We start from the raw sequence: 11,794 nt of genomic DNA, 5'->3' as shown, positions 1-11,794 counted from the left end.
TTGATGGATTAAGTATAACTCAGCCACATACCCCCTATCGCTGTGAATGCTGCATAACATCGATGGTCGCGCTCGCTGCCTTCTCCAGAATATCGGCTCGGGGACGCCAGCTTCCGAAACTTCTCCATCAAAATAATCTAAAATTCGGCGTCCTGCCATCAGCGGACACTCAGCTGGCCTTCTTTCCTGCATCATCACCATGCCTTGTCAGCATTCCCCACCATCAAAAGCGCCCCGCTCAGGCATCAGGCTGAGCGGGGCGCTGCTTGTCATGCATCAACTACAGATAAGAGGGATCAGAACGGATACTGACGTGGCTCGACCTGCAGACTGACCCATTGATCGGTGGTGAATTCCTCCAGCACCCAGTCGCCATTGAAGCGCCCAAGGCCTGAATTCTTCTCGCCGCCAAAGGGCGCGCGTGGATCATCATTCACCGGCATGTCATTGACGTGCACCATGCCCGCCTCGACCTTAAGCGCGAAGCGCTCGCCGCGTGCGATATCCGCGGTGAAGACGGAGGCCGAGAGGCCATATTCGGTGCCATTGGCAAGTTCCAGCGCATGCGCTTCATCACGGGCTTTCTGGATGCCGACCACCGGGCCGAAGATCTCGTTCTGCGCCAGGCTCATGTCATTGGTGACATCGGTGAACACATGCGGCGGCACCAGCTGACCCTGCGCCTCGCCCTCAAGCATCACCTTGGCGCCCTCGCCCTTGGCCGTCTCGATCATCTCGAGCAGACCATTACGCTGCTTGGCATTGATGATCGGCCCGATGACGGTATCGTCCTGGGCGGGGTTGCCGACCTTCAGCTCACGGGCACGCGCCACGAAGCGATCGACGAAGGCGTCATGGACCGACGCATCGACGATGATGCGGTTGATGGCCATGCAGATCTGCCCTTGATGCAGGAACTTGCCGACCAGCGCGGCGTCCACCGCCTGCTCGATGTTCGCATCGTCAAGCACCACGAAGGGGCTGTTGCCGCCCAGCTCCAAGGCAACCTGCTTGAGATGATCACCACCGACGGCGCGACTACCGATACCCTTGCCCACCTGGGTGGAACCAGTGAAGGAGATCAGCCTCGGTACCTCGTGATCCACGAAGGCATCGCCGATCTCGCTGCCGGCACCGACCACCACGCTCAAGACGCCGGCAGGCAGCCCCGCCTCCTCGAACAATCTGGCCAGCAGCAGGCCGCCGGTCAGCGGGGTATCACTGGCCGGCTTGATGACGACGCTGTTGCCGAGTGCCAGTGCCGGCGCCAGGGAACGTTGGGTCAGATGCAGCGGGAAATTCCACGGGCTGATGATGCCGATGACACCCAGCGGCTTGCGGAAGACACGGCTCTCCTTGCCCGGTACCTGAGCCTCCATCACCATCCCGGCCACGCGATTGGCCATCGCGGCGGACTCCAGCGTGATCGCACGGGCCGCCGCCAGTTCCGCCTGAGCCTTGAGGCGGGTACTGCCCGACTCACGCACCAGCCAGCCGAGCAACTCCTCGCGTCGCTCGTCCATCAGCTCCACCACCTTGTGCATCACGCCAGCGCGCTCGCTCGCCGGTGTTAGAGCCCAGTCAGGCTGGACATCACGCGCCCTGCGATAGCTGGCATCGAGATCCTCGGCATTGGCCATGGGAATCGAGAGCAGCGAGCTCTGATCGAAGGGATCCACCACCTCAAGCGTCCTGCCGGCTCGGCCGTTACGCCATTCTCCGGCGAGGGGTAGCTGCTCGAGGTTCTGATAGTCGCGGGACATGAGTCACTCCGTATCATGAGTATGATCAGGACATGGCGGTGCCGGAGCAAAACCCAACCGTTGCATCACAGCTGTGCCAGAATGGCACCTGCAACTGACCAGACCGTCCTTAACCGAGTGGAATGAGAGTCACTGGATGAGCCCCGAAGATCTGCAGAAACTGACGACCCGCCAGATGCCCTATGGCAAGTACGCCGGACGCTTGATTGCCGACCTGCCCGGCGATTACCTGGGCTGGTTTGCGCGCAAGGGATTTCCGCAAGGCGAGATAGGTCGCTTGCTGGCGCTGATGCACGAGATAGATCACAACGGGTTGAATGCCCTGTTGGAGCCGCTGCGACGTCGCTGACATGCAGAAGATGAGGTTCACGACAGGCGGCCGCTGGCCTCCAGTTGATCGAACATGTCGTGCAGCGTCGTCTCGAGGGGCCGGTAGATCAGCCCCAGCTGCTCACGGCTGCGGGTATTGTCGAACACGAAGGCATGCCCCACGTTGCGTGAGACGATCTTGCGGGTCACCGCCCTGTTGGCCAGCGGACCCGCCAGCCACACCAGCCATCTGGGCAGCTGGCGAATGGGAATCGCATATTGCGGGCCGGCGTGATGACTCAACAGGCGCCCCAGCGCGATGAAGCTTGAGGAGTGCCCGGCGACCAGATGACGCCCGGTGGCCGTGGGCAAGAATCCCGCCGCTAGATGCGCCTCGGCGACATCCCGCACATCCACCACGCCCATGCCGTAATCCGGCGCGCCTATCCTGAGCGTGCCGTCACATAGCTGCGTCATCAGGCTGAAGGATTCGCCGTGCGTGTCATCGCTGATCGCGGGGCCGAGCACCAGCGAGGGATTGATCACCACCAGCCGCCAGCGCGACTGCTGCTCGGCGATCTGCCAGGCGGCCTGTTCCGCCAGCGTCTTGGAGTGGGAGTAGGCCTGGTGTGTCAGCGACGCCGTAGTATTCCAGACACTCTCGTCGAAACAGCCACGCGGGGTGTCCAGCGCATCGGCATTGTCACTGTAGATGGCAGCACAACTGCTGGTCAGCACCACGCGTTCGACACTGCTCTGACGATTGGCTTCCTGGAGCACGTTACGCGTGCCCTCCACTGCTGGCCGCACCAGATCTCGCTGTGCATCCTCGACACTGACGACAAAAGGCGAGGCGGTGTGAAAGACCACCGCACACCCCGCCATCGCCTCGGCGTAAGAGCCCTGCTCGAGCAGATCACTGGCGAAGACGCGCAGCTTGCCCGACATGCTGTCTTCCAGTGCCTTGAGTGCCGCCAGACGCTCGGTGTTACCTGGATCCCGCACGGCGGCATGCACTGTCAGACCCTCCTGCAGCAAGCGACGGATCAGCTGTCCCGCCACATACCCCGTCGCTCCTGTCACCAGAACGGGGTGCGACCTGTCCAGATGAGCCAATGCGGCTAGCGTATTGTCATTGAGCGGCATGGAGAAGCCTCAGGGAAGGGGAAAACAGCGGGAATCGCTCTCTGCCTGGGAGCCCCCTCTCAAGCGGACAGCTTGACGAACCAGGTCCACAGGCCGCCGAGAATCAGCGACTCGGCAGCAAAGCGGAACAGATGACGCATGTCGATGCCATCCAGCATCAACCCCATCAGGCGTGCCGTCATGATGCCGGCGATACCCGCCACGGCGAGTGTCACCAGCACCGGCAACACTCCCAGACCGATCGGCGGATACATCAGCAGGTACCCTACCGCGATGACCCAGCCCCAGCGAATCCGACGCGAGATCGCCGCACCCGTTTGTCTGGGCACGGTCAAGGGCGTGTCATCCGGGCCCTTGAAGCGATTGACCAGCTCCGGCACTGCCGCAAGCAGCACCCCCGCCGCCAGCACGAAGCCCCCCAGAATCTGCAATACCATCATCATCGTGCCATCTTCCCTTGTCCGGTAATCAATGGCGCACATGCTACCAAGACTGTGCGGGCTTTGCCTGACCGGAATACGCGCCCTCACAAATCCTCGAGAATGGCCAAGGGCTATCTGCACCCATTCTTTCCTCCGGGCACCTTCCCATATGCGGCACGCTGATCTATCATCGCACCATCGTCATTTCGACAAGTCTCGACATATGGACAAGATGATATGAATGATACTGACAGCCTTCCCGACCCGCAGGCCACGCTGGACACCTTCGCGGCGCTATCCCAGGCCACGCGTCTGGACACGTTTCGCCTTCTGGTACGCCATGAGCCAGAGGGACTACCGGCCGGCGAGATCGCCCGTCATCTCGAGGTGCCGCACAACACGCTCTCGACCCATCTGGGCGTGTTGAGTCGCGCGGGGCTGATCCACTCCCAGCGCGAGGGCCGTTCGCTGATCTACCGCGCCAACCTCGAGCACATGCTCGCCACCGTGCAGTTTCTGGTACGCGACTGCTGCGCGGGCTCCTCGGTGGTCTGCGATCCGTTGCTGGCCTCGTTCACCCCGCCCAGCTGCGGTGACGCCCACACTCCCGGTACGTCGCAGGAGCCCGGAAACGATGACTGAATCCACTCGCTCTTCCCACACGATCACGATCTACCACAACCCGGCCTGCGGCACGTCACGCAATGTGCTGGCCATGCTCAAGGCTTCCGGTGAGACACCGGAAGTCATCGAGTATCTGGTCACACCCCCGACGCGCGAGACGCTGGAAGCATTGATCGACGCCATGGGCGATGGACCGCGCCCGCTGCTGCGCCGCAAGGGTACGCCGTATGACGAGCTCAATCTGGATGACCCGTCCATGAGCGATGCCGAGCTGATCGACGCCATGATCGCCCACCCGATCCTGATCAATCGCCCCATCGTGGTGACGCCCGAAGCCACGCGCCTGTGCCGCCCGTCGGAGACGGTACTGGAGCTTCTGGACAATCCGGTCGCGCACTACACCAAGGAAGACGGCGACGTCGTCCACGCCCCAAGGACTTGACCCATGAACGCACACACTTCCACCCACTCTCACCTGCCGACAGGCGACACCATGACAGACGCGATGAAAGCGGCATTGGCCGATCTGCCCAATATCGACGCCGAACACTGGCGCCCGCTGGAGATCGACCGTCTGGTCGGCCCCGGTGCGCCGCGTCATGCACCGCGCATTCTGGTGCTGTACGGCTCCCTGCGTGAGCGTTCCTTCTCGCGCTTTGCCGCCGAGGAAGCGGCGCGCCTGTTGACCGCATTCGGCGCGGAAGTCCGCCTTTACTCGCCGGCGGGCCTGCCGCTGCCGGATGACTGCGATGCCGATCACCCCAAGGTGCAGGAGCTGCGCGAGCTGGCTCAGTGGTCCGAGGGCATGCTCTGGGCCAGCCCTGAACGTCATGGCGCGATGACCTCGATCATGAAGGCGCAGATCGACTGGATTCCGCTGTCACTGGGCGGCGTACGTCCTACCCAGGGCAAGACGCTGGCCATCCTTCAGGTCAGCGGCGGCAGCCAGAGCTTCAACAGCGTCAACCAGATGCGCATTCTGGGGCGCTGGATGCGCATGCTGACCATCCCCAACCAGTCATCCGTGCCCAAGGCCTTCAATGAATTCGATGAAAACGGCCGCATGCGCATGTCACCGCTGTATCTGCGCATCGTCGATGTCTGTGAAGAGCTGATGAAGTTCACCTGGATGAACCGCGAGCGCAGTGACTATCTGACCGAGCGCTATTCCGAGCGTGTCGAGAGTGCCGAAGAGGTCTCGAAACGCGTCAATCAGAGCACGATCTGACGCTGTCCGTGTTCGCACACGTCGTGCTTCTCTTGCTCTTCCCCCTCGACAAGGAGACGTCATGCTTGCCTTGGCAATCTTCGTCATCACGCTGGCACTGGTGATCTGGCAACCACGCGGTCTGGGCATCGGCACCAGTGCACTGGGCGGCGCCGTGATCGCACTGGTCTGCGGCGTGGTCACGCTGCCGGACGTACTGGTGGTGTGGGACATCGTCTGGGACGCCACCTTCACCTTCGTGGCGCTGATCATCATCTCGCTGATTCTCGATGAAGTGGGCTTCTTCAGCTGGGCGGCACTGCATATCGCACGCTGGGGCGGCGGCAACGGACGCAGGCTGTTCCCGCTCATCGTGCTACTAGGCGCGGTGATCGCGGCCTTCTTCGCCAATGATGGCGCGGCCCTTTTGCTGACACCGATCGTGATCGCGATTCTGGTACGCCTGGAATTCTCGGCGGCGGCCTCGCTGGCCTTCATCATCGCCACCGGGTTCGTGGCGGATTCCACCAGCCTGCCGCTGGTGATCTCGAATCTGGTCAACATCGTCAGTGCCAACTACTTCGATATCTCCTTCACGCATTACGCCGCCGTGATGGTGCCGGTCGATCTGATCGCGCTGGCCGCCACGCTGATCGTGCTGTGGCTGATGTTCCGCAAGGAACTACCGTCACACTATGCGCTGGAGAAACTCGAGGCACCCTCGAGCGCCATCAAGGACCCCCAGGTCTTCCGCGCGGCCTTCCCGCTGCTGGGGGTGCTGCTGGTGTCCTACTTCGTGACCGCGCCCTTGGGCATTCCGCTCGCCGTCGTCACCGGCAGCGCCGCGCTGATGCTGCTGGCCATCGCCGGCCGCTGGCTGGGCAGCGGTGATGCCGTGATCGAACTCGGCCCGGTACTGCGCGGTGCACCATGGCAGATCGTGCTGTTCTCGGTGGGCATGTATCTGGTGGTCTACGGGCTGGGCAATGCCGGCCTGACCGATCACGCCAGCGACATCCTCGCCTGGCTTGCCAGCCAGGGCAGTCTGATCGCCACCCTCGGTACCGGCGTGCTGGCTGCCGTCACCGCCTCGGTGATGAACAACATGCCGGCCACGCTGATCGGCGCGCTGGCCATCGACCACCTCACCGCGCAGCAGGTCAGTGACGCGACGCGTGAGCTGATGATCTATGCCAACGTGATCGGCAATGATCTGGGCCCCAAGTTCACCCCGATCGGCAGTCTCGCCACACTGCTGTGGCTGCATGTGCTCGATCAGAAAGGCCATCACATCAGTTGGGGCCAGTACATCAAGGTCGGTCTGGTGCTGACCCCGCCGGTACTGATCGCCACCCTGCTCGGCCTGTGGGCCTGGCTGGGCGTGCTCAATGGCTGACGGCCCGCCATCTCCTGGCCAAGGGCCATGGCTTAGATCGCGACCCATGCCGTCATGACATGGGCACTTGCACAAGAAAGCCCCGCCGCATCCCGGCGGGGCTTTTGCGTTGCGTGCGTCATTGCCCGAGATAGAGATGTCCGCCGTCAGAGCTGGCGGCGGCTGACGATGACTCCACTGTCGGCCGCTCCACCCTCGGCGGCGATCTGCGCGCGCATCCAGTCGCAGAATTGCTGCACGTGTCTGGCAGGCTGCGGGTGATGGAACAGCCAGTAGGCACGCTGGCGGTTGGCGGCCATCTCGAACAGGCATTCCAGGGTGCCGTCCTCAAGCTCCTTGCGGATCAGGCGTGGCGGACACAGCGCGACCCCCTGCCCCGCGACCACCGCAGCACTCAGCAGACTGAAGTCTTGATAGAGATCGCCCTTGTCGAGTTGGGAGGGATACAGCCCGCAGTTGTTGAACCAGTCATGCCAGGGCTGGCGCGACTGGTCGTGGATCAGCTCCAGCTTCAACAGGTCCGCCGGCTGGGACGGGCGGCGGTGATGCTCCAGATACAGCGGACTGGCCACCGGCTGGGTAGCCCCCGAGAACAAGCGGAACGCCTGTGATGCCTTGTCCGGGAGTTCGTCCTGCCAGGTGATCATCACATCGACCTCCGGCAGCAGTCCCCGCGCACTGACGCCGGCATATTGCAGGCTGACCGCGATATCAGGGCATTGCTCGCGAAAGCTGTTGAGCCGCGGGATCAGCCAGCGCACCGCCACTGAAGGAAGACAGCTGACGCGCAGCTGGCGCCGCTGATGCACGCCTTGTGGGTCGACCTCGAATTCGGCCACCGACTGCTCGATTCTGGCAAAGCCGGCCTGCAGGCCATCGGCCAGTCGACGCCCGGCATGTGACAGCACCACGCCGCGTCCAGCCCGCTCCAACAGACTGACCTCCAGCGTGGCCTCCAGGCGGCGGATCTGGTGACTCACCGCCGATTGGGTGATGTTGAGCTCATCCGCAGCCGCAGTAATGCTTCCCAGGCGTGACACGACCTCGAAAGCATTGAGCGATGACAGACTGGGTCGCATGGGTTGTCCTTGATGACTGGCCTGGCCGGGTGCCAGAACTGGGTGCCGAGTGCCTGTGCCAAGCGCTGTGCCGAGTACTTGCGAGCAGCGCCCTGATAGCAGCGCCCTGATAGCAGCGCCCTGATAGAAGAAAGGCGTCAACCAGCACATGACGGCTACCCATGACATTGAGTCATATGTTAAACGAAAAATGATCAGTTTTCTGCAATCCACCTCATGGTTAAGGTGACGGTGTCAGTGCTATTGCCAGCTCCCCGCGGCTTGTTCCGTGCAAGCCTGCTGCAACACGACATCACTGGTGAACAATAACAAGACGCCTCGGCGTCACCATGAGGTCTCCTAGGATGAACTTACCTGTCCTGCTGTCGTTCGGGCTCTATCTGCTGCTGATGCTTGGCATCGGCATCTACTTCTATCGCATCACCCACAATCTGTCGGATTACATCCTCGGGGGACGCGGCTTGCCGCCAAGCGTCGCGGCCTTGAGTGCCGGCGCTTCCGATCTCAGCGGCTGGGCCCTGATGGGCCTGCCCGGCGCCATCTTCAGTGGTGGCCTCTCGCAAGCCTGGATCGCGGTATGGACCCTGGTCGGCGTCTACCTGAACTGGACCCTGGTCGCCGAGCGACTGCGCGTGTTCACCGAAGCGGCCGGCAATGCGCTGACGGTGCCGGATTATCTGGAAGCGCGTTTCGAAGACCGCTCGCGCGTACTGCGCACTCTGTCATCCGTGGTCATGCTGGTGTTCTTCACCTTCTATGTCTCGGCGGGCCTGGTCGGTGGTGCCGTGCTGTTCGAAGGTCTCTTCGACATCGATTACCGCGTCGCACTGTGGTTGGGCGCGCTGGTCATCGTCGGCTATACCTTCCTCGGTGGCTTCCTCGCCGCTTCGTGGACCGACCTCATCCAGGGCCTGATGATGGCCGCCTCGCTGTGTGCCGTGGCTGCCATGACGGCGGTGGCGCTGTTCGGCGATGGCGCAGCCGCCCCGGCAGCGGCGCAGGATGTCGCCCCCATCGGTGGTCTAATGGAAGGCGTGACCTTCCTGGGCATGCTGTCGCTGGCCGGCTGGGCGATCGGCTACTGTGGCCAGCCACACGTCGTGGTGCGTTTCATGGCCGTGCGCAAGCGTGAAGATATCAAGGTGTCACGTCATATCGCCCTGCTGTGGTCCGCCATCACCATGGCAGCTGCGGTAGCAGTGGGCGTGCTGGGTTACTACTGGTTCGGCGGTGAGCTGGGTGGCGGTCTCACGGACAGCGAGCGTGTCTTCATCTCCCTGAGCCAGATCATGCTCAACCCCTGGGTGGCAGGCTTCATTCTGGCCGGCGTCCTGGCCGCGATCATGAGTACCGTCGATTCCCAGCTGCTGGTCTGCTCCAGCGCCATCGCCGAAGACATCTACCGTGGCTTGATTCGCCCCAAGGCGACGCAGAAGGAGCTGGTCTGGCTGAGCCGTGCCAGCGTGATCGGCATCGCACTGCTCGCCACCGTGATGGGCAGCGAGCGTGACAGCAGCATCCTGGGCCTGGTGTCCTACGCCTGGGGTGGGTTCGGCGCCGCCTTCGGTCCCGTCATCCTGCTGTCACTGTTCTGGCGTGGCATGACCCGCAATGGCGCCATCGCCGGCCTGCTGGTCGGTGCCCTTACCGTCGCGATCTGGAAGCCGCTGAGCGGCGGCCCGCTGGAGATATTCGACATGTTCGAGGTCGTACCCGGCTTCCTGTTCGCCCTGATCGCCGTCGGCATCGTCAGCCGCATGAACGCAGAACCTGCCGCCAGCGCCTGCTTCGACCGTCTGATGAAGCACTGGCGCCGCGAACAGGCCTGACCCCGCGCAGGGGGACCGAGAAACTTCCCTGTGCCCTGCAGATACCGCCACTGCCGGCCATCACACTTGCCGGCAGTGCACGAAAGCCCCGACCGGGCAGCGAATTCCAGGCAGTCCGGCCTGGTCATCAGACCCAATTTCGATTTACGAGGAGTCCTGTCATGAGTGATGTACCTGCCGCCTATCAAGCCAGCAAGGGATCGATTCTGGACGTCGATCGCGACTTCTACGACAGCCTCACCGAAGGCAAGGCCGAGCGCACACTGGTCGCGACCCATACCGTGCCGCTGCGCGATGGACTGGCATGGGAAGTGCCGGCGGGCCGCGTGCTGCGCATCAAGATCACCGAAGGCTCACAGGTCGGTGATTTCAACATGTGGAATCTGCACAATCCGCGTGAACGCATGTGGGCGTCTCGCACCCGCCAGCTGCAGCGTGCGCATGTCAGCACCTATGATCGCCTGTGGTCCACACTGCCCTACCTGCGCCCGATGGCGACCATCATCGATGACACCCTCGCCGACTATGGTGTCGATGCAGAAGGCGGTCGCGTGCATGACCTGCTGGGCACGCGCTGCGACCCCTACGTCAATCGCCTGCTGACCGGCGAGGACTTCGATCACCACTGCCACTCCAATCTGGTCCGCGCGGTGGAGCCCTGGGGCCTGACCGAATTCGATATCCACGATGTGCTCAACATCTTCCAGTGCACCGGCCTCAACAACGAAGACAAGTACTTCATGAAGGCCTGCCCGGCTCGCAAGGGCGATTACCTGGAGTTCTTTGCCGAGACGGACCTGCTGTGCGCGATGTCCTGCTGCCCGGGTGGCGATCTGTCTGTGGACCTGTGGGGCCCTGATGCGCGTGACCCGCTCGAGACCTGCAACCCGCTCGGTGTGGAGATCTACCGGCTGGAAGGCGATGTTCTCGCAGGCTGGGAGTCGCCCAAGGTCGCGGCTTACGCCGGTAATCACGGCCGCCAGCACCCCACCACCGACTGGGCCGCCATCAAGCGTGAGCGCTGCTGCTGAGGCGGCTTTTGGCACGCTGATCGCGTTTAGCGAATACTGATGTAACAAAGCCCCCTGCCGAGAGTCTCGACAGGGGGCTTTGACGTTTCGTGAACGGGCATCGCCGCCTCAGCCTCGGCTTGTCTGCTCATACAAACGCCGATGTTCGGCGTGCAGCGATGTCCATAGCGGCGCCATGCGGGCAATCAGACGAGGATCGAACTGCTTGCCGGATTCCTCGCTGAACAATCCGACCAGACGCTTCAACGACCAGCCCGGCTTGTAGGCGCGCGGCGAGGCCAGAGCATCGAAGACATCCATCATCGCGGCCACCTGACAATGCAGTGGCAAGGCCTCCCCGGCGGACCCGGCAGGATAGCCCTTGCCATTCCAGCCCTCGTGATGGGTGATCGCCACTTGGCTGGCCAACGCTCTCAGGGGGCCGCGTAGAGAAAACAGCAGGCGCCCGCCATGACCGGCATGATCGCGCATCGTGACGCGCTCCTCATCACTGAGCGCACGCGGGGCATTCAGAAGCTCCGTCGAGATACCGACCTTGCCGATATCATGCAACAAGGCCGCGCTATGCAGGTCATGCAGTGGCACCTTGCGCTGAGCGGACGGCAACAGCCTTGCGTAGAGAAATATCGTCAGCCCCGCCACCCGCCAGGAATGCGCCAGGGTATCGCCATGATGACGCTGAAGGAGACGCGCCAGGGCCAGAACTCCGGGTTCGAGCGACTTCGCCCCAGGGGGCGGCTTTGAGAGGTAATCCGGCAAGCAGGCATCACTGGCGGGCGCGAATCGCGTCGCGCACAGGGCATTTTTCATGGGGGCTCCCTGTTCAATCTGCCTATCAAGGGTCGTGAGTCATCAGGGGGCTCATGATCGATGCGCCAGATAGGGTCGCATCAGCCCAGAATGACGAACGCCTATTTGTCGTTCGTTTTTTGGATTTGTGTTTCACTTCCGTCTCGCAAGCTCGGGCCTTCGTATCCGCTTCGAAGAC

At 62.7% G+C, this 11,794-nt stretch carries 12 protein-coding genes; 7 read left to right on the top strand and 5 right to left on the bottom strand.

Going from position 1 to position 11,794, the window contains the following annotated elements:
* Positions 1-296 precede the first annotated feature (296 nt).
* Positions 297-1,763, bottom strand: a complete 1,467-nt coding sequence (locus ACZYGA_RS13475; protein WP_176493216.1) for an aldehyde dehydrogenase family protein — start codon at positions 1,761-1,763, stop codon at positions 297-299.
* A gap of 136 nt (positions 1,764-1,899) precedes the next feature.
* Here ACZYGA_RS13475 and ACZYGA_RS13470 point away from each other — a divergent pair, with 136 nt between their 5' ends.
* Positions 1,900-2,112 carry a DUF3820 family protein gene (locus ACZYGA_RS13470; RefSeq protein WP_052384432.1) on the top strand — a complete coding sequence of 71 codons (213 nt, stop codon included), beginning with the start codon at positions 1,900-1,902 and terminating at the stop codon, positions 2,110-2,112.
* A gap of 17 nt (positions 2,113-2,129) precedes the next feature.
* Here the strand turns inward: ACZYGA_RS13470 and ACZYGA_RS13465 are convergent, their stop codons facing one another.
* Complete coding sequence (locus tag ACZYGA_RS13465; RefSeq protein WP_404625367.1) at positions 2,130-3,218, bottom strand: NAD-dependent epimerase/dehydratase family protein; 1,089 nt, start codon at positions 3,216-3,218, stop codon at positions 2,130-2,132.
* A 59-nt stretch (positions 3,219-3,277) separates the two neighbouring features.
* Positions 3,278-3,661, bottom strand: coding sequence for a hypothetical protein (locus ACZYGA_RS13460; RefSeq protein WP_077376856.1), 384 nt, complete (start codon positions 3,659-3,661; stop codon positions 3,278-3,280).
* Positions 3,662-3,877: 216 nt separating this feature from the next.
* Here ACZYGA_RS13460 and ACZYGA_RS13455 point away from each other — a divergent pair, with 216 nt between their 5' ends.
* The 4 genes from ACZYGA_RS13455 (at position 3,878) to ACZYGA_RS13440 (ending at position 6,867) form a co-directional block, all read left to right on the top strand.
* Entirely contained in the window at positions 3,878-4,282 is a 405-nt protein-coding gene (locus tag ACZYGA_RS13455) for an ArsR/SmtB family transcription factor (protein WP_404625365.1), read from the top strand.
* Complete coding sequence (arsC, locus tag ACZYGA_RS13450) at positions 4,275-4,706, top strand: arsenate reductase (glutaredoxin) (protein ID WP_404625363.1); 432 nt, start codon at positions 4,275-4,277, stop codon at positions 4,704-4,706. Before ACZYGA_RS13455 ends, arsC begins: the two co-directional genes overlap by 8 nt.
* Before the next feature lie 63 nt (positions 4,707-4,769).
* Positions 4,770-5,492, top strand: a complete 723-nt coding sequence (arsH, locus tag ACZYGA_RS13445; RefSeq protein WP_084209734.1) for an arsenical resistance protein ArsH — start codon at positions 4,770-4,772, stop codon at positions 5,490-5,492.
* A 61-nt stretch (positions 5,493-5,553) separates the two neighbouring features.
* Positions 5,554-6,867, top strand: a complete 1,314-nt coding sequence (locus tag ACZYGA_RS13440; RefSeq protein ID WP_417285947.1) for an arsenic transporter — start codon at positions 5,554-5,556, stop codon at positions 6,865-6,867.
* 146 nt (positions 6,868-7,013) lie between these two features.
* Here the strand turns inward: ACZYGA_RS13440 and ACZYGA_RS13435 are convergent, their stop codons facing one another.
* Entirely contained in the window at positions 7,014-7,946 is a 933-nt protein-coding gene (locus ACZYGA_RS13435) for a LysR substrate-binding domain-containing protein (protein ID WP_404625359.1), read from the bottom strand.
* 344 nt (positions 7,947-8,290) lie between these two features.
* Here ACZYGA_RS13435 and putP point away from each other — a divergent pair, with 344 nt between their 5' ends.
* Complete coding sequence (gene putP / locus ACZYGA_RS13430; protein ID WP_077376871.1) at positions 8,291-9,775, top strand: sodium/proline symporter PutP; 1,485 nt, start codon at positions 8,291-8,293, stop codon at positions 9,773-9,775.
* A gap of 161 nt (positions 9,776-9,936) precedes the next feature.
* The gene (locus tag ACZYGA_RS13425; RefSeq protein ID WP_479399356.1) at positions 9,937-10,806 is read left to right on the top strand and encodes an urea carboxylase-associated family protein; all 870 of its coding nucleotides are present in this window, start codon (positions 9,937-9,939) and stop codon (positions 10,804-10,806) included.
* A gap of 108 nt (positions 10,807-10,914) precedes the next feature.
* Here ACZYGA_RS13425 and ACZYGA_RS13420 read toward each other — a convergent pair whose 3' ends face one another.
* On the bottom strand, positions 10,915-11,616 hold the full coding sequence (locus ACZYGA_RS13420; protein WP_404625356.1) for an HD-GYP domain-containing protein: 702 nt from the start codon (positions 11,614-11,616) through the stop codon (positions 10,915-10,917).
* Positions 11,617-11,794 lie beyond the last annotated feature (178 nt).

It is taken from the genome of Cobetia sp. BL01, from assembly GCF_056493605.1.
The sequence above is the reverse complement of the archived record's forward strand: the minus strand, read 5'-3'. Positions and strand labels throughout refer to the sequence as shown.

Bases quoted from the DNA above. Each gene is read 5' to 3' on its own strand.
- putP (WP_077376871.1), top strand. From the start codon at position 8,291: ATGAACTTACCTGTCCTGCTGTCGTTCGGGCTCTATCTGCTGCTGATG.
- ACZYGA_RS13475 (WP_176493216.1), bottom strand. From the start codon at position 1,763: ATGTCCCGCGACTATCAGAACCTCGAGCAGCTACCCCTCGCCGGAGAA.
- arsH (WP_084209734.1), top strand. From the start codon at position 4,770: ATGAAAGCGGCATTGGCCGATCTGCCCAATATCGACGCCGAACACTGG.
- ACZYGA_RS13465 (WP_404625367.1), bottom strand. From the start codon at position 3,218: ATGCCGCTCAATGACAATACGCTAGCCGCATTGGCTCATCTGGACAGG.
- ACZYGA_RS13440 (WP_417285947.1), top strand. From the start codon at position 5,554: ATGCTTGCCTTGGCAATCTTCGTCATCACGCTGGCACTGGTGATCTGG.
- ACZYGA_RS13460 (WP_077376856.1), bottom strand. From the start codon at position 3,661: ATGATGATGGTATTGCAGATTCTGGGGGGCTTCGTGCTGGCGGCGGGG.
- ACZYGA_RS13455 (WP_404625365.1), top strand. From the start codon at position 3,878: ATGAATGATACTGACAGCCTTCCCGACCCGCAGGCCACGCTGGACACC.
- arsC (WP_404625363.1), top strand. From the start codon at position 4,275: ATGACTGAATCCACTCGCTCTTCCCACACGATCACGATCTACCACAAC.
- ACZYGA_RS13425 (WP_479399356.1), top strand. From the start codon at position 9,937: ATGAGTGATGTACCTGCCGCCTATCAAGCCAGCAAGGGATCGATTCTG.
- ACZYGA_RS13435 (WP_404625359.1), bottom strand. From the start codon at position 7,946: ATGCGACCCAGTCTGTCATCGCTCAATGCTTTCGAGGTCGTGTCACGC.
- ACZYGA_RS13470 (WP_052384432.1), top strand. From the start codon at position 1,900: ATGAGCCCCGAAGATCTGCAGAAACTGACGACCCGCCAGATGCCCTAT.
- ACZYGA_RS13420 (WP_404625356.1), bottom strand. From the start codon at position 11,616: ATGAAAAATGCCCTGTGCGCGACGCGATTCGCGCCCGCCAGTGATGCC.